The 17,212-nt window shown below is 41.9% G+C and carries 21 protein-coding genes; 13 read left to right on the forward strand and 8 right to left on the reverse strand.

From position 1 onward, the window contains the following. Positions 1 to 362 precede the first annotated feature (362 nt). Positions 363 to 1,070 (reverse strand): Crp/Fnr family transcriptional regulator, encoded by a 708-nt coding sequence (locus tag ACNURT_RS09375; protein WP_419701508.1) that lies wholly within the window; start codon positions 1,068 to 1,070, stop codon positions 363 to 365. Between the two features lie 182 nt (positions 1,071 to 1,252). Between ACNURT_RS09375 and ACNURT_RS09380 the strand changes: the two genes are divergently transcribed. From ACNURT_RS09380 to ACNURT_RS09395, 4 genes are read left to right on the forward strand one after another with little or no spacing between them, the layout of a single operon-like run. Next, the gene (locus ACNURT_RS09380) at positions 1,253 to 1,387 is read left to right on the forward strand and encodes a hypothetical protein (protein WP_419701509.1); all 135 of its coding nucleotides are present in this window, start codon (positions 1,253 to 1,255) and stop codon (positions 1,385 to 1,387) included. Positions 1,388 to 1,445: 58 nt separating this feature from the next. Continuing rightward, on the forward strand, positions 1,446 to 2,105 hold the full coding sequence (locus ACNURT_RS09385; protein WP_419701510.1) for a class I SAM-dependent methyltransferase: 660 nt from the start codon (positions 1,446 to 1,448) through the stop codon (positions 2,103 to 2,105). A 60-nt stretch (positions 2,106 to 2,165) separates the two neighbouring features. Then, positions 2,166 to 2,591 carry a DUF983 domain-containing protein gene (locus ACNURT_RS09390; protein ID WP_419701511.1) on the forward strand — a complete coding sequence of 142 codons (426 nt, stop codon included), beginning with the start codon at positions 2,166 to 2,168 and terminating at the stop codon, positions 2,589 to 2,591. An 8-nt stretch (positions 2,592 to 2,599) separates the two neighbouring features. Then, positions 2,600 to 4,276 carry a SulP family inorganic anion transporter gene (locus ACNURT_RS09395; protein ID WP_419701512.1) on the forward strand — a complete coding sequence of 559 codons (1,677 nt, stop codon included), beginning with the start codon at positions 2,600 to 2,602 and terminating at the stop codon, positions 4,274 to 4,276. 114 nt (positions 4,277 to 4,390) lie between these two features. Here the strand turns inward: ACNURT_RS09395 and ACNURT_RS09400 are convergent, their stop codons facing one another. From ACNURT_RS09400 to ACNURT_RS09425, 6 genes are all read right to left on the reverse strand, one after another. After that, on the reverse strand, positions 4,391 to 4,627 hold the full coding sequence (locus tag ACNURT_RS09400; protein WP_419701513.1) for a hypothetical protein: 237 nt from the start codon (positions 4,625 to 4,627) through the stop codon (positions 4,391 to 4,393). A 121-nt stretch (positions 4,628 to 4,748) separates the two neighbouring features. Beyond that, the gene (locus ACNURT_RS09405; protein ID WP_419701514.1) at positions 4,749 to 5,093 is read right to left on the reverse strand and encodes a hypothetical protein; all 345 of its coding nucleotides are present in this window, start codon (positions 5,091 to 5,093) and stop codon (positions 4,749 to 4,751) included. A gap of 215 nt (positions 5,094 to 5,308) precedes the next feature. Continuing rightward, entirely contained in the window at positions 5,309 to 5,485 is a 177-nt protein-coding gene (locus tag ACNURT_RS09410; RefSeq protein WP_419701515.1) for a histone H1, read from the reverse strand. A 285-nt stretch (positions 5,486 to 5,770) separates the two neighbouring features. Then, entirely contained in the window at positions 5,771 to 6,364 is a 594-nt protein-coding gene (locus ACNURT_RS09415) for a class I SAM-dependent methyltransferase (RefSeq protein ID WP_419701516.1), read from the reverse strand. A gap of 34 nt (positions 6,365 to 6,398) precedes the next feature. Next, on the reverse strand, positions 6,399 to 7,064 hold the full coding sequence (locus tag ACNURT_RS09420; protein ID WP_419701517.1) for a methyltransferase domain-containing protein: 666 nt from the start codon (positions 7,062 to 7,064) through the stop codon (positions 6,399 to 6,401). Positions 7,065 to 7,314: 250 nt separating this feature from the next. Continuing rightward, positions 7,315 to 7,602, reverse strand: coding sequence for a hypothetical protein (locus ACNURT_RS09425; protein ID WP_419701518.1), 288 nt, complete (start codon positions 7,600 to 7,602; stop codon positions 7,315 to 7,317). Positions 7,603 to 7,939: 337 nt separating this feature from the next. Between ACNURT_RS09425 and ACNURT_RS09430 the strand changes: the two genes are divergently transcribed. Genes ACNURT_RS09430 through ACNURT_RS09445 form a run of 4 tightly spaced genes read left to right on the forward strand, consistent with a single transcriptional unit; the run spans position 7,940 to position 10,790 of the window. Then, entirely contained in the window at positions 7,940 to 8,377 is a 438-nt protein-coding gene (locus ACNURT_RS09430; RefSeq protein ID WP_419701519.1) for a thioredoxin family protein, read from the forward strand. Beyond that, positions 8,364 to 9,320 carry an FAD:protein FMN transferase gene (locus tag ACNURT_RS09435; RefSeq protein ID WP_419701520.1) on the forward strand — a complete coding sequence of 319 codons (957 nt, stop codon included), beginning with the start codon at positions 8,364 to 8,366 and terminating at the stop codon, positions 9,318 to 9,320. The genes ACNURT_RS09430 and ACNURT_RS09435 overlap by 14 nt, the downstream gene beginning before the upstream one ends. Positions 9,321 to 9,323: 3 nt before the next feature. Then, positions 9,324 to 9,551: a DUF4266 domain-containing protein gene (locus tag ACNURT_RS09440; protein ID WP_419701521.1), complete on the forward strand. Its 228-nt coding sequence runs from the start codon at positions 9,324 to 9,326 to the stop codon at positions 9,549 to 9,551. Between the two features lie 15 nt (positions 9,552 to 9,566). Further along, positions 9,567 to 10,790 (forward strand): DUF3570 domain-containing protein, encoded by a 1,224-nt coding sequence (locus tag ACNURT_RS09445; protein ID WP_419701522.1) that lies wholly within the window; start codon positions 9,567 to 9,569, stop codon positions 10,788 to 10,790. Between the two features lie 122 nt (positions 10,791 to 10,912). Here the strand turns inward: ACNURT_RS09445 and ACNURT_RS09450 are convergent, their stop codons facing one another. Then, positions 10,913 to 11,590 carry a cytochrome b/b6 domain-containing protein gene (locus tag ACNURT_RS09450; RefSeq protein ID WP_419701523.1) on the reverse strand — a complete coding sequence of 226 codons (678 nt, stop codon included), beginning with the start codon at positions 11,588 to 11,590 and terminating at the stop codon, positions 10,913 to 10,915. A gap of 205 nt (positions 11,591 to 11,795) precedes the next feature. Here ACNURT_RS09450 and ACNURT_RS09455 point away from each other — a divergent pair, with 205 nt between their 5' ends. The 5 genes from ACNURT_RS09455 (at position 11,796) to ACNURT_RS09475 (ending at position 17,147) form a co-directional block, all read left to right on the forward strand. Beyond that, positions 11,796 to 12,470: a response regulator transcription factor gene (locus ACNURT_RS09455; RefSeq protein ID WP_419701524.1), complete on the forward strand. Its 675-nt coding sequence runs from the start codon at positions 11,796 to 11,798 to the stop codon at positions 12,468 to 12,470. Further along, positions 12,470 to 13,720, forward strand: a complete 1,251-nt coding sequence (locus tag ACNURT_RS09460) for a sensor histidine kinase (protein WP_419701525.1) — start codon at positions 12,470 to 12,472, stop codon at positions 13,718 to 13,720. Before ACNURT_RS09455 ends, ACNURT_RS09460 begins: the two co-directional genes overlap by 1 nt. A 177-nt stretch (positions 13,721 to 13,897) precedes the next feature. Beyond that, positions 13,898 to 14,632 carry a hypothetical protein gene (locus ACNURT_RS09465; RefSeq protein ID WP_419701526.1) on the forward strand — a complete coding sequence of 245 codons (735 nt, stop codon included), beginning with the start codon at positions 13,898 to 13,900 and terminating at the stop codon, positions 14,630 to 14,632. Positions 14,633 to 14,710: 78 nt separating this feature from the next. Beyond that, complete coding sequence (locus ACNURT_RS09470) at positions 14,711 to 16,012, forward strand: NRAMP family divalent metal transporter (protein ID WP_419701527.1); 1,302 nt, start codon at positions 14,711 to 14,713, stop codon at positions 16,010 to 16,012. Between the two features lie 268 nt (positions 16,013 to 16,280). Further along, positions 16,281 to 17,147 carry a universal stress protein gene (locus ACNURT_RS09475; protein WP_419701528.1) on the forward strand — a complete coding sequence of 289 codons (867 nt, stop codon included), beginning with the start codon at positions 16,281 to 16,283 and terminating at the stop codon, positions 17,145 to 17,147. Positions 17,148 to 17,212 lie beyond the last annotated feature (65 nt).

The raw sequence follows: 17,212 nt of genomic DNA on the forward strand, positions 1-17,212 counted from the left end.
TTGGACCGTATGCTGATGCATTTGGACATAAAGCGATAATATCAATTACGGCGTTTTCATCGGGTTGAACTAAACGATTTGCCAATTGCTTTATTAAAGAAATGGAGATAAGCATTAACGTGGATATTGTTAGTAGCTGGACATGCCATTGTCGATTTTGTTATTCATTATATACTGTTGCAATGTTTAAAGTTAATATACTGAAGAGGATCATCCGTCTCTGCTTCTTACGATTACATATCTATTGCATTGAATAACTTCTGGCATTTTACCATAGTATATCCCTTTGTCCGAAGTATCCTAATAAATAGACAATCCATGCATTTTCATAGGTTTGATATCACTTCTTTATGAGGCAGGTACTATGCATAGTTTGATATCTTAACCAATCGCTTAATATCTTTGATCCATATTTTCCGGCCATCCGTTTCCAAAATATCATCTTCTTTAAATTCTTTTAACAGGCGGATCACATTTTCCTGTGCGATCCCGGCCAGACTGGCCAAATCCATCCTGGATATATTTAAAATAATCTCTTGTTCACCAGATCCTTCATCCTTAAACTTTTCCCTCAATACGATCAGCGCAATGGCAAGCCGTTCTGTCGCGGTTCTTTGCGAAATTACAGAAATACCATTGGCCAATACACTAAACTCATGGCTCAATGTTTTCAATAAGCGCCGGGCAAAAAGCGGCGATTTATCCAGAATAGTTAAGAAATCCTCTTTCGGAATAAAACTAATCAGGCTATCTTCCAATGTAGCAGCAGAATCAGGGCAACGTTCTTCGGCTAATATCGCATGGTACCCGATCAGTTCACCTTTATTGGCTACATAGATAATCTGCTCTCTGCCACTCTTGTCAACTTTATACTTTTTTATCTTCCCATGGTGAATAAAATAAATACCGGATGGCACAACACCTTCCTTGAAAATAATTTCCCCTTTTTGATATTTCTGCGCTCCTTGCCGGGAGATCAAAAAATGGTAATCTTCTTCTGAGAGGGTATTAAGAACAGACTGCGTTGTGAATTCCCATTTGTCAATCGGAAAAATTCCAGATAGGCTCATATTACAAAGATACGAATTTATTAAGGCCTATCTTATAAGCTCCTGCACACTGCATGAGCCAAAAGTGAGACTCGCCGGGAAGATATAAAGCTCCTGTTTATTGGCAAAAACTGATAAATATCAGCCCGTATGCTGATGTCATACCATGACATTGCAGCTGCTATGGCCTAAATTTGTATACGATGAAATATGATCCATTTTCGCCCGCACCATTCCGCCTACAGGATCAGATCAAGCCAGAAATAACCAGATCGCCGGAAAACATCCCGGTCAATAAACACGACAGTTTAGGACAGGAGATCCCACCGGATCATTAGCTGACAAGTGCCTCCTATAATACTTTGCTAAAAATGTGTATAAGGGAATGAAATCCAAATGAATGTGTTCAAATTTTTAACCGCTCCCTTCAGGAGTCTTGAAACAGATAAAAAAAACGGCAGCATGCTTCATGATACTTTAAGTCAGTCCCTTTTCCGTAAAGACCATGTTTTTGATGAGCTGTACCCCGAGCATATCCAGGCTTTGTCAGCCATGCACTGGACCTCGGTTGACATCGCCAAAAGAGCGGGTGAGTTCCTGGCCATTCCCAACGCCAAAGTCCTGGACCTCGGGAGCGGAGTCGGAAAGTTTTGCCTGGTAGCCGGCTTTTTTCATCCGGAAACAACATTTTACGGTATTGAACAGCGAAGCGAGCTATTTACTATTGCAGAAACGGCCAGGGAAGAGATTGATTTACCCAATGTGAATTTCATTCATGGCAATCTGACCGAGCTGGATTTCGATGATTATGATCATTTTTATTTTTATAATCCTTTTTATGAAAACATCGAACCCGACAGCCGGATCGATTATGCAGTAAAAACATCCTTTGAGCTTTATGATCGTTATAGCCGGTTTGTATATGAAATGCTGGACAAAAAGCCTCCGGAAACAAGGCTGGTGACATTCCATGGGGCTGATAGCCAGGTTCCATCGGGTTACCAGTTGGTCAGTAATTCTTATAGCAGGTTTCTGAAAATGTGGATCAAGGAATGAGTTACTGATCAGCATCGAAATTCAAGGATTTAAAAGAACACCGTATTGATAAAATAAATCATGGTAAAAACACAAAAATCATGGGCCATGTTGCACGCCAAATGCCCGCGCTGCCGCAGGGGGAATATGTTTGAGGGGGCAACATACAGCCTGGTCTCCAACAGGATCAATCTGAATTGCCCGCATTGCCAGATGGTCTTTGAGATTGAACCAGGTTATTTCTATGCGGCGATGTATGTGAGCTATGCCATGAATGTAGCTGAGGGTGGATTTTTATGGGTGGCTACCTTTCTGATCACCCACAATAACGACTCACCCTGGTTATATCTCGCCACCATCCTGGGCGGGCTGTTCATCCTTTCACCCATAAATTTCCGGTACTCCCGGGTTATATTGCTTTACTGGCTGTCACCCAAGGTGCATTATCATCCCGAACTGGATACGGATATGCCGGTTGACGGTAATAAATATAAATGGTTTAAATAATGAGCAGTATGACAAATTTGTTCAGACCAAAGCTGATTGATACACTGAAAAATTACACCCTGGCGCAATTTTATAAAGATATTGTTGCCGGTATAATTGTAGGTATCGTGGCCTTACCTTTAGCTATTGCTTTTGCCATAGCCTCTGGTGTATCCCCTGAAAAAGGGATTTTTACCGCTATTATTGCCGGGCTGGTCATATCGGCTTTAGGTGGCAGCCGGGTGCAGATCGGCGGACCCACGGGGGCTTTTATCGTCATCGTTTACGGCATCGTTCAGCAGTTTGGCGTCAGCGGTTTGGTTATCGCCACCTTTATGGCCGGAATCCTCCTGGTCATTATGGGCGTTGTCAAATTGGGCAATACCATCAAATACATTCCTTATCCCCTGATCATTGGTTTTACCACCGGGATAGCTGTGATCATTTTCTCCTCTGAGATCAAAGACTTTTTAGGTTTGAAAATGGGAAGCGTTCCTGCTGATTTTATCAGCAAATGGATAACATATAGTCAGCACCTGGCCTCGGTGAACCTATATGCCTTGTTCATTGGGGTTTTTACCGTACTGGTTGTTTTGCTGTGGCCTAAAATAACACACAAAGTCCCAGGATCGTTATTAGCCATTATCATGACCACTTTTGCCGTTAATTTTTTCCACATTCCCATAGAAACCATTGGCAGCCGCTTTGGGGCGATCCCATCGTCTTTACCATACCCGGTTATTCCAGGCGTCAGCCTGGCAACCGTCCAGCAATTGATTCGGCCAGCTTTTACCATCGCATTGCTGGGTAGTATTGAGTCTTTATTATCAGCAGTTGTCGCAGATGGCATGATCAGTGGAAACCACCGGTCTAACACAGAACTGATCGCTCAGGGACTGGCGAATATATGTTCTTCACTTTTTGGAGGCATCCCAGCAACCGGCGCGATTGCCAGAACGGCCACAAATGTTAAAAACGGTGGTCGAACACCCATTGCCGGGATCATCCATGCCCTCACCCTGCTCCTGATCATGCTTTTTGTAGGCAAATGGGCGGCGCTGATCCCGATGGCAACACTTGCCGGGATATTGATCGTGGTCGCCTGGAACATGAGCGAACTGGGAAACTTTATAGCCGTCTTAAAAGGATCCAAAAGTGATGCCGCTGTTTTACTGACCACTTTTGGACTGACCGTGCTGGTGGACCTGACCGTAGCTATTGAAATTGGAATGATCCTGGCTGCCTTTCTGTTTATGCGCAAAATAATGCAAACAAGTTCTGTACAGCAGACTGTTTTTTCCGCAGACCAGTTCCCTGACCAAGAACTTACCCCGGAAATTATCCCTGCAGGAGTTGATGTCTTTGAGATTAATGGTCCCTTGTTTTTTGGTGCCGCCTATAAATTTAAGGACGCGATGAAAGTGCTGGAGAAGCCGGCCAGAATATTGATCATCCGGATGCGGAACGTACCGGTTATTGACGCGACCGGTATCCGCGTATTAAGGGATGTTCAGCAGGAAATAAAAAGAAAAGGAACTAAACTCATCCTTTCTGAGGTGAATAGTGAACAGGTAATCGGGGAGTTAAAAAAAGCTCGTTTGTTATTCCAAATAGGGAAAGGTAATATTACTAATACGTTTGAAAAAGCTTTAAAAAGGGCGAACGATGTTTTATCAGAAGCGATCATTTATCAGATACATAAATAGCACAAGCATAATTTATTCTCAACATTCTTCTTGTACAACAGACCATAAATGGGTTAGTTAGGGCGGAATTTGGTTAAAAAAAGTCATGCAGGGCCAGTACCATGGTTCCCGAAATTAAATAGGATAGCGCAAGGTTACAGCCCGGCTAATGGCCAGGATCAATCCGGGTTCGAGCGATCTGTTTTCTTCGGGCTCTTTTTCGATCCACAATTTATGCTCATCCAGGATAAGAGTGTAGTTTTTTGAATCTAAAAGAATTTCAATGATCTTGTTCTTTTTACTCGGTGCAGAAATAATGTAATAGACATAGTCCTGCTGATTATAATTTAAGCGCAAAGGAAATCCGATCATAGGCAAATAGGAATAATATTAAATCTGTAATTACGTAAAGTAAGCAAGTGGATAGAACAATTCTGATTGCAATCTTTATCAGGAAAAGCTGTTGATATGATTTCGGTGATGACAGGCATAATCAATGATTAAAAGATTCGTCAAATAATTCATTAAACAGGTGACTTCCTCTACGGGTTACTTTCCCTGCTATAGCCCTTTTTTTATCGAGAGACAAGACCACAATAAAATCGTCCCCGTTAACCGATGGTAAAAGTTTAAGTAGCTCAGCTATGATGTCGTCTTTATGGATATTAACCCCCGCTCGGGAAGTAGACACTTTTACAAAATCAGCTGCAACGTCACACAATAAGCCCAGATTAAAATTACAGGTTATATGAGGCGGCTCAAAAATAAATCCGGCTTTATGCAAATCATACCCCATAAAGAAATGATCCTTGATGTCACCGTCTTTTAATAAACTCATTAGTTTTTTTATATCCGGTTCTCCTTATTACCTTCAATGGCTTCAGTTTCCCGTAGTCAAAAGTACTTCAAACACCACCCGCTATAGGAATAAAATATCAGCGTCAATACTGATATTTATCAGTATATGTTATCTGTTAAGCACTTGAATCACCATCATAAATAAGCCCGGTCAGTTTTGACCGGGCTTATTTTCCCAAAACAATTTTTAAACTATTATTGATTGTTTTTCTTTTCTGTTACTTCTTTACGAATGTCCGTTGCAATAACTTTTAATTGTTGCATGGCATTTCTAACCCTTGTCCCGGCCGCTTTATTGCCTTTTTCGTAAAAGCTGACCACGTCGCTTTCTATAGATGCTACCAGATCTTTTAATGATTTGAATTTTTCCATATGTTTTTTATTAAGTAAATAAATAATGTTTGTTTTTCATTCCTTTCTGAAAACAAACGCACAAAACTAAGATTTTTCGATATAAATAGCTTTTCTGACAGTCATTGACCGCTTTTGCGATCGTTGGGCCTAATTCTTATCAGCAAGTTACTGGGTTGAATGGATGTTATTTTATTTGACTTCGCAAAGGATATCTTGCGGATGCAAGCGCTCAGCAACTGGCCCCAAGTATCTATCCGTGCCGCTGTTCTTCGTGCCGCGGCGTCCCGGAAACATAGTCCGCCTTTACTCCTTGACCCACATTTTCAAAACACTATTGTAGGAATTGTCCATTAATTGATAACTGGCCGGAACTTGATTATCCGGAGCATGAAAAGTTACCAGTTTGGTCCCGGCCGGTCTTTTGTTCAGCATCCCGTAAATGAATAAGGTATAGCGACGATATAATTCAGACGAGGTCCAGACCGTATGATCGATCCGGCTTCTTGGTTCTATATTTTCATAAAAAGGATTGTAAAAGTAAAAATGATCATACAAGTCATAATCCAGATCCATGAGGTTACCATAGATAAACTGGACGTTAGAAACGCCAATCTGTTCTTTAGCTATTTGGGCATGATGGAACAGTTCCTCCCTTTGTTCAACGCCATAAAAAGTAGCTTCCGGATGATATACACCAGCAGAGATACAAAATTTACCTACGCCGCTGCCGATATCCAGGATCCGGGCCCCAGGTGTCGCCAAAAAGTTGCTGGCTTCCAGGGAAACATCCAGAGTGGTCCAGTGCATTTCTGACAATTCACGTATATGCTGAGGATATAGGGTATCGAAGGCTGCGTCTTTGCGGAAATAGGAAATATTTAAGGTATCGCTGTACATTTAAAGAAGGTGTGTTAGATTTTGTTGATGTTAATTATTCCTTGATCCATAACCGCAACAAGGAATCATATGACAAATCAATGAGTTTATAATCTGAAGGGATAACTTCTCCAAGACTTTGGTAGGTTACCACCCGGGTGCCTGGCGGCTTTTCATTTAATCCCGACATTAAATATTGCGAATAATAAGCATAAAGGCTGTAGGAGGTTGCAATGGTGTCGTCAATGGCGTTCTTATGGTCTATATTCTCGTAAAAGGAATTATAGAAATAGAAATGATCAAATTCGCGAAAGTTGACCTGGGTCATGTTGGCATGCAGAAAGTTGGCGTTATCAATGCCCAGGTATTTTTTGACGGTCCTGGCGTAATATACCAGTTCATGCCGCTGCTCAACCCCGAAATAAAAAGAATCGGGATTAAAATGTGCGGCGGTCAGGCAGAATTTTCCGATGCCACTACCTACATCCAGGATTTTTGCCCCTTTTACAGCTAAATATTCAGCAGCTTTTCTGGCAATGGCAACAGGTGTCCACTGCTTGAGCGACATCAATTGAAAATGCTCCGGATAAAGCCAGTCAAATTCCGCATCATTACGAAAAAAACAATCGTTGGGATTCTTTTTTTGGAAAGGTAAGACGATACCATGCTGCCGCTCTTCCGGCTCAGGGGGAAATGATGAAAACGGATATGGAGTAAGCACATACAAATATATGCGCCCATATGAGGGTTTTTACCCGCAAGAAATCAATAGGAGAGGTGATATTTATCAGTTTTTACCCAGTTATAACCGCATAATGTGCTTGATTTAGCGCCGTAATAATTGATTCGTACCTGGGTATGGCCAGTAACAGGCATCATATACCACAAAGTTAGCAAACCACTAAATCGCAGGGAATCCTTTCCGACTGTCCGTATACCTTAGGTGCTTTTAAGCGGCCTAATGGTGATGATTATAAGATAATGAGATTAGGGGCTGTTCTATAAAAATGTTTATTATAATTCAGCGATATTTTTTCAATAAGACCAGCGCCCACCAGTTTTTTCAACCTGGTATTAAATGAACTGATGCTCATGTTACTCCCTTGATCCTTCATTCCAAACCAAAGTGTTTCCGCATCTTTTGCCTCGTTAATACTCTTTATATATTCGAGTATTTGGGTATTTATACGATTCCAGTTTTCTTGCTGGTTGGTAATTCGAGATTTAGAAGACCTGTATTGGGGGATAATCTTCATCATTTTAAACTGTTTGTCTACGATTACTTGCTCAAAATGGCATAAGCTCACAAATTTAGCAAGCAAATTTGAAGGAAATCTGAAGTTGTGTCCAGCTAATATTTTTCATTTTTCAATTCCAAATCGACTGGAAATAATTCTTTACCTGGTTTTGGCTGATTAGTCTTTTTTATAATCTAAACGACGGATGAATCTTGTTAAAATCTGTTAAACGAAGGCAATTTCATGTCAACTACAGAATCTCCTGATATTATTGTTCCTATAGTGATATACAGGCTCCCGCGCATCAAACTATTTTAACGGGAACACCGCTGATGGGCCTCTCTTAAAACTGATAAAAATGAAACTATTAACCATTTTTCTTTTCTTATTGACCAGCAATCTCCCTATATGGCTTGGCGATTTTAACAAAGCTCAAACTGAAGCAGCAGCAGCACATAAACTAATCCTGGTGAATTTCTCCGGATCCGATTGGTGCGGACCATGCATAAGGCTGAGGAAGGAGATCCTGGAATCGGAAAAATTCAATGAGTTTGCCACAGATCACCTGGTGTTGGTTCGTGCCGATTTCCCCCGGCAAAAGAAAAATCAACTGAGCAAAGAGCAGGTAAAACTAAATGAAGCTCTCGCCGAAAAATATAATCCTGATGGTAAGTTTCCATTTACCCTGCTAGTTGATGACCATGGCAAAGTATTAAAAGAATGGGACGGATACCCTGACGAAACGCCTGACCAGTTTATTAATCAAATCAAACCTTTTGCAAATGCCGGTCATTGAAACAATAGAAAAAATCGCAACTGTTCATAAGCGGATACTGAAGCTGATGGGCAATCGCTTCGAGATCAGCGTAGTGAGCGATAATATTGATTGGGCAAATAGCCGTATTGATATGGCTGTTGCCGAGATAAGCCGGATTGAGAAATTGCTGACTACTTTCAGCGATGATAGCCAAACCAACCAGATCAATGCAGCCGCAGGTATTCGCCCGGTAAAAGTTGATCAGGAAGTTTACCAGTTGATAGAACGTTCGCTGAAAATATCTGAGCTTACTCAGGGGGCATTCGATATCACGTACGGTTCGATAGATAAAAGCCTCTGGAACTTCGATGTTAACATGAAAAGCTTACCAGATGCAGAAACAGCTCGTGAAGCAGTACGCCTGATCAATTACAAAAATGTAATCATGGATGCAGTGAATACCGCCGTTATGCTCAAGGAAAAAGGTATGCGGATAGGTTTTGGAGGAATAGGGAAGGGTTATGCGGCTGATCGTGCTAAAGCTATACTGCAGCAAGACGGCGTTAACAGCGGGATTGTAAATGCAGCCGGCGACCTGATCACCTGGGGAACACAGCCTAATGGCAACCCCTGGACGATAGCTATTGCCGACCCCGATAAGCAAATGACGCCGTTTTCTACACTTAATATCAGCAATATGGCCATTGCTACATCCGGAAACTATGAGAAGTATGCCATGATCAACGGTAAAAAATATTCCCATACCATTGATCCTAAGACCGGCCTACCGGTAAGCGGCATTAAAAGCGTAAGTATCATTTGCCCCAGCGCCGAGTTTGCTGATGCCATGGCCACACCTGTAATGGTAATGGGTATCTGCGTGGGGTTGGATCTGGTAAACCAACTACAACAACTCGGCTGCGTCATTATTGATGAGGATAACCGCCTTTACACGTCCAGAAATATAAACGTTAAAAATTAACACATGAAAAAGTTTCCCCTGATTAAATTATTGCTGGTCGGCAGTATACCGGCTCTTGGATTGAGTTCTTGCTCATCAGTAAAAGCGTATCAAAAGAACAGGTTAAACGACGCGGAAATGGAGCTTTCGGCCCGTAAGTCACAGAAGTTTGAACAAAGTTTTCAATTGTATCGCGAAGGCGGTTCGGGAGCTAATGGTGGAAAAAGCGGCGGCGGCTGTGGATGTAACTAAAAGCGTGTTACTTATATGAGGAAAATATACCTGTGTGTTGCCGCCCTATATTTAGGGATAGTTGCTTCACATGCGCAAACCAAAGCATTACCGGTTAAGGATACCAGTAACTATGAAGCCCGCAAACTTAAAATTGAAGAGATCAACATCATCTCGGCTTACTATCACCAGGATGGGAATAACTCTGCAGTTACCGGCGGTATAGGTACTGAAAAGCTGACTGATTTTGCCAATACCTTTGATCTGCAATTATCAAAATATGGCGCCAGTGGTAAGAAACACACCTTTACCTTTGAACTGGGTGTGGATCATTATACTTCAGCATCGTCAGATAAAATTGACCCGAACAGTATCTCCTCAGCTTCCAGGCAGGATACCCGTGTATACCCATCTTTGAACTGGACGGTTTCAAACGATAAAACCGGTAATGCTTTCGGACTAACAGGATCTTATTCGCACGAGTTCGATTACCAGTCTTTCGGCGGTGGAATAAATCTTACACGGGTATCTAAAGATAAAAATACGCAGTTTGATTTTAAGGGCATGGTTTTCCTGGATACCTGGAAAGTGATATTACCGGTTGAACTGCGACCGCCGGGCTACGGTTCGGGATCTGATCGGGAAGGTAAAGGACCGGTTGACCACAGTCCGCGGAATTCATTCAGTACTTCGTTCTCCCTGTCGCAGGTGCTGACCTCACGGCTGCAGGCCTTACTGATCATCGAGCCTTCTTATCAGCATGGTTTGCTGGCCACCAAATACCAGCGTGATTATTTTACCGATGGATCTGAACGGGTAGAAAATCTGCCAGGTAGCCGGTATAAGCTTCCTATAGCTGTACGGTTTAATTACTTCCTGGATGACCATTTTGTGATCAGGACATTTTACCGGTATTATATGGATAACTGGGGTATACGCGCCCATACGGCGGAAGTGGAAATACCTGTTAAGCTGACTTCATTTGTATCAGTGAGCCCTTATTACCGGTATAATAACCAACAAGGTACACGCTATTTCGCTCCATACGGACAGCACAATCCTACGGATACCTATTACACCAGCGATTATGATCTGTCTACGCTACACAGCAATTTTGTTGGGGCTAATATCAGATTGTCTCCACCAACGGGTGTGTTTGGCTGGCAGCATTTCAATTCGCTGGAGATCAGGGCCGGCCACTATATGCGTTCTACAGGGTTGAATTCGAATATTGTAACCCTGGCCATGAAGTTCAAATAGGGATTGGTATTCAAATACAAGATTAATTGCACGACACTCTGGCAACCCATTTAAAACCATCAGGAATATTGTAATTAATATGTCTGATGGTTTTTCCGTTTTAATTGGTTGCTGTAAAATGATTACGGATGACTTCCTCCGCCATTGATCATATCAGAAACAATACCTTTATTGTCCCCGCGTTCGGCTAAAAAGACACCAGCCAGATGAACAAAGATAAAAGCAAGGATCAGGTACATGCAAAAGCCATGAACTTCTTTAACGCTGTGCCTGATAGATTTGAAAGATGCTAAAAGGTCTTCAAATGCCAAAAATAGTCCGGTTACAGCCATGATGATGAGCAAAATATAAAACGCGGCGTAAATAGCTTTTACAGTAAGCTCATGTTTGGCCAGTTCTCTTTCTTTTTTGATAGATTGGAATTGCCGGTAAGCGCTTTTCATCTTACGGATGAATTTTTGATCGGCGAGCTGAAAAGACTCAAGCCCTAAACGAAATAAAAGTAAACCAATTAATACATATCCAAAATAGATGTGTATGCTCCAGACGCTATCGCCAAGCGCGTGTGCAACTGAACCAGCCTGCTCATCGCTAACTGCGGCACCAGCATTCTTTAATTCGGTTTTGACCAAGGCTGATATTGGCCTTTCATCCGTTATAGTTGAATTGATCAGTACTGTAAGCAGTGAGCCGCTGATAACGATGGTATTGGCCCAATGCCATAGACGTAGGGAAGCTGAATATTTTTTAATACGCCCATGGTGCTGGACATCTTTACGAACAGGTGTTATAATTGCCATAGCGAGTTTAATAAGTACAGGCGTCCAATATTGTTTTGAGGTTAATCAGATTTGATAAGTTAGTCATGATCAATTGTTTGTAAATTACGGAATAAATATGAAGTAAATCTGTAGTTGCATCATGGTTACCCATTAATAAATTAACAGAATGCATTTACTTCAAGTTCTCTTCAATTTTGAGTTTTATATTTGAATAAAAGCAGATTTGAAAATCCTGGTAATAGAAGACGAGCAAAGTTTACGTGAAAACATCACAAACTATTTGAATGTAGATGGTAACATCTGCGAGAGCTGTGGCGCACTAAATCCGGCCCTGCAGAAATTATCAGACTATGACTATGATTGTGTTTTGCTGGATATCGGACTGCCTGACGGAGAAGGGCTCGACGTACTGGAATACCTTCGGACCAGCCAGAAGAACGAAGGGGTATTGATCATCTCTGCCCGGAACTCCCTGGAAGATAAATTAAAGGGACTGGATGTTGGAGCCGACGACTACCTGACCAAACCCTTTCATTTAGCAGAACTCAAAGCCCGTCTGATGGCAGTTTATCGCCGAAAGGCCTTAAATACCAATAATAAGTTAATATTTAACGAGATTGCCATCGATGTACAGGGCCGGACGGTTGAAGTTAATGGAATCGCTATTATCCTCACCAGGAAGGAATATGACATGTTATTGTATTTTATTGCCAATAAGGGAAAGGTTATTTCAAAAAATGCTATTGCTGAGCACTTATGGGGCGATGAGATGGATATGCATGATAACTTTGATTTTATTTATACGCATGTCAAAAATCTGCGTAGGAAGTTATTGGATGCAGGTGGTAAGGACTATTTAACTTCCATTTATGGGATTGGTTATAAATTTATAGGTTAATGAAATTATCGGCACATTATACCAGGACAAGTATTTATATAACCTTGTCTGTCTTATTAGCGGGTGCCGCCATTTATTATTTTGCTATTAATTACATTGCCCAGCAACAACTGGATCAGGGACTTCAGCAGCAGTTGATAGAAGCAGAAGAGTATGTGAGGAGCAGTAACCGGGGCCCGCAACAGTATGATCTTGACCGGGATCATGCCGTATTTACCAGAACCAATAAACAGGAACTGAAGAAGCGTTTTTTTGATACCACTTATTTCAACCCGAAAGAGCAGCGGAAAGAAGCAGGACGTGCCGTTGAAGACCTGGTCAAATTAAAGGACACGAATTACAAAGTCGTTATCACCATTTCCAGAGCAGGGCAAAAATATCTCATAGAAGTTATTACCATCATTACATTGGTGTTGCTTGCTGGCCTGTTATTGGTGCTATTTATCATCAATAAGTATATGCTGAACGGCCTTTGGAAACCATTTCAACTTACATTAAAAGAGATCAAGCAATTCAATATAGCGGATGTTGACCAGTTTAAAGGAAAACCAAGTAAGGTGGATGAATTCACTGAACTCAACGAAGCTATTAGAGAAATGTCGTTAAGGGTAACCTATGATTACCTGAACCTGAAGCAATTTACCGAGAATGCCTCTCACGAAATGATGACCCCTTTGGCTGTAGTGACCACCAAGCTGGATACCCTGATCCAGGATGAAACATTAAGTGCCGGGCAATTGGAGCAGATCGCGGACATTTACGGCTCGATCAATAAATCCACCCGACTTAACCAATCGTTATTATTGCTGGCTAAACTGGAAAATAAATTGATTACCGATAACGAGTCAATTAATCTGGAGGTTTTGCTGCCCGAAAAAATGCTGCAGTTTCAGGAACTGATGCAAACTAAAGCCCTTTCGTTTGAGCATAACTTACAACCCAAACAGATGCTGGTAAGTAAATATCTGATCGATATCTTATTAAATAATCTCTTTAGTAATGCGATAAGGCATAATAACCCTGGCGGCCTAATTATTATTGAATTGAACGAAGAGCAATTACTCATTAAAAATACCGGAACGAATCAGTCATTAAATGAGCAGTTGATTTTCGAGCGTTTTCAAAAAGGGAAGGAATCGCAGGGGACTGGCCTTGGGTTAACGCTGGTTAAAAATATCTGCCAACATTATGGTTACGGTATTCACTATGCGTATGATTCAGGGTGGCACACTTTTATCCTCAAGTTCTGAGGAACCTTAGATAATCCAAGATTAAAAGTCCCTGTTTTGTCAATTTTTTAATACAATTAAGATCTGCCATCCAACTACAATTTTGCTTCAGATTGCGGGAATAGTTTTAAGGCGAATGTGATTTTACATGCGTTTTAAAGCTGAATACTAATGAAATATCTATGCTTGCTAATCCTTATGTTTCCTATCCTGAAACTTAAAGCACAGGACAATTACGAAATCCAGGTTTATGGTTCTGAAACAGTTGAAAAGGGTAGAACAATGTTGGAGCTGCACAGTAATTTTACCCTGAATGGAAGTAAAAATATCACCAATGACGAGCTTCCAACAAACCATGTAGAACATGAAACGATTGAGATAACCCATGGCTGGACTACCTGGTTCGAAACAGGTTTCTATTTCTTTAATTCTGTGGGAGATGCCGGACGCACGGCCTATGTTGGCTCACATATCAGACCAAGAGTCGCCGCACCGCAGCGTTGGAACTGGCCGGTAGGGGTTAGTATTTCAACCGAATTTGGCTTTCAGAAAAGTGCATTTTCGGCAAATACCAGCACGTTAGAAATAAGACCTATAGTAGATAAAAAATGGAATAAATTATATATTTCTGTTAACCCAACACTGGAGAAAAGCTTCAAAGGCCCTGATGAGCGTAGAGGATTTACTTTTTCGCCAAATGTTAAAGGTAGTTATGACGTAACCAAAATTGTTGCCCTTGGATTGGAATATTATGGGAGTACGGGCCCTTTCTTTCACTATGATGCCTTTAAACAACAGGATCATCAGTTATTCATAGCAACAGATTTGAATTTTGACCCTAAATGGGAGTTTAATGGTGGGGTAGGTTATGGTTTTACACAAAATGCGGATAAGGCCATCGTTAAAATTATCGTGGGTAGGCGGTTTGAGTGACGGCATACTATTATATGATAATTGTCACCATTTGATGAACACTTATACTTTATTTTTACAGAAAACTAATAAAGCGGAATGAACCTAAAGCCGATCATCAAACGACCTAAAAATAAACTGATCCGGTTTCTAAGGATTTTAGGACCTGGTTTGACAACGGGTGCAGCCGATGACGATCCTTCTGGTATAGCTACCTATTCTCAAACTGGTGCGCAGTTTGGCTATGGGCAATTGTGGACCGCCCTGTATATGCTCCCATTTATGATTGCGGTTCAGGAGGCCTGCGCGCGCATCGGGATGGTAACAGGCAGAGGCATTGCCTCTGTTGTTAAATTACATTATAATAAAACGGTGTTATACGGGGTTGTGACTTTGGTACTTGTTGCCAATGTGATCAATATCGGCGCCGATATTGGTGCGATGGCATCGGCCGCACGGCTGTTAGTGCCGCTCCCTTTTGTGGTACTGACCTTGTTTTTTACGATCATTATTCTTTTATTAGAGATTTTTACCAATTACCATACGTATTCGAGGATATTGAAATGGCTTGCGCTGGCTTTACTGGCTTATCCTATAACTCTGTTCATTGTACACCAGCCCTGGGCTACGGTTATGAAAGCGACGTTTATTCCTCATTTTGAATTTACATTTAGTTTTCTCTTCATCATTACCGGAGTTTTAGGGACAACGATATCACCCTATATGTTCTTTTGGGAGGCGTCGCAAGAAGTGGAGGAGGAAAAGGAACACAACAAACTGGTCGATGGAAAGCCGCTGATCAGTAATGCTGCTATCCGGAATATGCGCATTGATAACGGTTCAGGGATGTTGTTTTCTGAGTTTGCTACCTGGAGCATTATTGTTGTTGGTGCAACAGTCCTGCATCAAAGCGGTATCACGGATGTAAAGACGGCTGCCGATGCCGCTAAGGCGTTGGAGCCACTGGTGCATAGCTTCCCCCATGCCGGATTCCTGGCTAAACTGATTTTTTCTGTCGGGATCATTGGTTTGGGTCTGTTGGCGGTACCTGTTTTGTCGGGCTCCGCGGCATATGCTGTCTGTGAGGCTTTTGCCTGGAAATCTGGTCTGAATCTTAAATGGAACCGTGCCAAAGCATTTTACCTGGTCATTTGTATAGCTACGCTCATCGGCATGCTGATCAATTTTATTGGGATTGACCCAGTGAAGGCATTGGTTTATGCTGCCGTATTAAACGGAGTTGCCGCTGTGCCTTTATTATTTTTAGTTGTCAGAATTTCAAGCAATAAAACGATCATGGGTAACTATACAAACGGCCATCTATCCAATACACTGCTTTGGTTTACCTTTTTCGCTATGGGCGCGGCAGCAATCGCGATGTTTTATACCATATTTAGATAACCGGGAATCCTGCGTGCCAAAAATTGCTTCTTCGTGCGCCTCTTCTTTGGAGAAAACTTAGTTTTTCCACGCTTATGCAGCGGGTGCCGGGGTTACCGATTTTATTGTTGTCGAGATCCCAGCCCTGAATTATTCATGCCAAAAGTGCCGTAAATCAGTTTTCAGGGTGATACCAGTCATGGACTGTGGATAGACGATTGATCATTTTTGTTATAGGTACCTCAGCTATGAGGAAAAACACAAATTTAACGTTTAATACATTTTGATCATGAAAAAGATTCTGGTGCTAACCGACCATACGGATAACGCGGATCATGCCGCTGCCGTAGCTGTTCCGCTGTGCGCTAAATTGAATGCAAATATTTTATTGTTCAATACTTTTATCAGTCAGCCCGTTCTGTCCGAGTTTGGCGGGGCACCTTATGCCGTGGAGCGGATGATCTGGGTGGACGAAAGCAAGAGGAAAATTATTTATCTGAAGGAGAACCTGGAGAAACTTTGTGCGGAAGTCCCGCATGGAGCACACCGGCCAAGCATTAGTTGCCAGCGGGAGGAGGGAAGCCTGCAGTATCAACTGGAGTTCTTGCTGGAAAGAAGAGATATCGAACTTATTGTTATGGGAGCCCGGTCTGGAACAACCATGGAACATTTATTGATCGGCAGTGATACCAACATGGTAATCAATGAGACAAACAGGCCGATTTTGATTGTTCCTGAAAGTGCGGATCTAAGGGAGATAAAGAAGGTCACCATTGCCTGTGACTTTGACGAAGGCGACCTGCATGCTGTACATTATCTCACCAAACTCGGCCGCCTTTTTAATTTTCACCTGGAAATTCTTCATGTATCCCTTTGGGGCCATGATGACACCCGCGAAATAGAAATGAGAAATAAGTTTTCCAACCGGGTGAAAAGATACCGGTATCCTGATATATCGTATCAGAACATCTCAGGCAAGGAATTGCCCGCCCGCCTGAACCGACATTGTGAAGAGAATAGGTCAGACCTGCTTGTCCTGGTACATGACCAACATAGTTTTTTAAACCGCGTATTTAAAGGCAGTCATACCAGTGAGCAGTTAAAACACCAGCAGATACCGATGATGGTGATCCCTGCTGGTATGAAAGACAGGTAAACTATCAAAATATCTTGGAAGGCCGTGGACAACTTAGCTTCTGCGGCTTTTTTATGGATCATGAT

This window comes from Mucilaginibacter sp. NFX135, assembly GCF_048565145.1.
Classification (GTDB): Bacteria; Bacteroidota; Bacteroidia; order Sphingobacteriales; family Sphingobacteriaceae; genus Mucilaginibacter.

What these genes read in the sequence shown, in the direction of transcription:
- ACNURT_RS09375 (WP_419701508.1), bottom strand. Translation starts at nt 1,070, where the DNA reads ATGAGCCTATCTGGAATTTTTCCGATTGACAAATGGGAATTCACAACG.
- ACNURT_RS09380 (WP_419701509.1), top strand. Translation starts at nt 1,253, where the DNA reads ATGAAATATGATCCATTTTCGCCCGCACCATTCCGCCTACAGGATCAG.
- ACNURT_RS09385 (WP_419701510.1), top strand. Translation starts at nt 1,446, where the DNA reads ATGAATGTGTTCAAATTTTTAACCGCTCCCTTCAGGAGTCTTGAAACA.
- ACNURT_RS09390 (WP_419701511.1), top strand. Translation starts at nt 2,166, where the DNA reads ATGGTAAAAACACAAAAATCATGGGCCATGTTGCACGCCAAATGCCCG.
- ACNURT_RS09395 (WP_419701512.1), top strand. Translation starts at nt 2,600, where the DNA reads ATGACAAATTTGTTCAGACCAAAGCTGATTGATACACTGAAAAATTAC.
- ACNURT_RS09400 (WP_419701513.1), bottom strand. Translation starts at nt 4,627, where the DNA reads ATGATCGGATTTCCTTTGCGCTTAAATTATAATCAGCAGGACTATGTC.
- ACNURT_RS09405 (WP_419701514.1), bottom strand. Translation starts at nt 5,093, where the DNA reads ATGAGTTTATTAAAAGACGGTGACATCAAGGATCATTTCTTTATGGGG.
- ACNURT_RS09410 (WP_419701515.1), bottom strand. Translation starts at nt 5,485, where the DNA reads ATGGAAAAATTCAAATCATTAAAAGATCTGGTAGCATCTATAGAAAGC.
- ACNURT_RS09415 (WP_419701516.1), bottom strand. Translation starts at nt 6,364, where the DNA reads ATGTACAGCGATACCTTAAATATTTCCTATTTCCGCAAAGACGCAGCC.
- ACNURT_RS09425 (WP_419701518.1), bottom strand. Translation starts at nt 7,602, where the DNA reads ATGATGAAGATTATCCCCCAATACAGGTCTTCTAAATCTCGAATTACC.
- ACNURT_RS09430 (WP_419701519.1), top strand. Translation starts at nt 7,940, where the DNA reads ATGAAACTATTAACCATTTTTCTTTTCTTATTGACCAGCAATCTCCCT.
- ACNURT_RS09435 (WP_419701520.1), top strand. Translation starts at nt 8,364, where the DNA reads ATGCCGGTCATTGAAACAATAGAAAAAATCGCAACTGTTCATAAGCGG.
- ACNURT_RS09440 (WP_419701521.1), top strand. Translation starts at nt 9,324, where the DNA reads ATGAAAAAGTTTCCCCTGATTAAATTATTGCTGGTCGGCAGTATACCG.
- ACNURT_RS09445 (WP_419701522.1), top strand. Translation starts at nt 9,567, where the DNA reads ATGAGGAAAATATACCTGTGTGTTGCCGCCCTATATTTAGGGATAGTT.
- ACNURT_RS09450 (WP_419701523.1), bottom strand. Translation starts at nt 11,590, where the DNA reads ATGGCAATTATAACACCTGTTCGTAAAGATGTCCAGCACCATGGGCGT.
- ACNURT_RS09460 (WP_419701525.1), top strand. Translation starts at nt 12,470, where the DNA reads ATGAAATTATCGGCACATTATACCAGGACAAGTATTTATATAACCTTG.
- ACNURT_RS09465 (WP_419701526.1), top strand. Translation starts at nt 13,898, where the DNA reads ATGTTTCCTATCCTGAAACTTAAAGCACAGGACAATTACGAAATCCAG.
- ACNURT_RS09470 (WP_419701527.1), top strand. Translation starts at nt 14,711, where the DNA reads ATGAACCTAAAGCCGATCATCAAACGACCTAAAAATAAACTGATCCGG.
- ACNURT_RS09475 (WP_419701528.1), top strand. Translation starts at nt 16,281, where the DNA reads ATGAAAAAGATTCTGGTGCTAACCGACCATACGGATAACGCGGATCAT.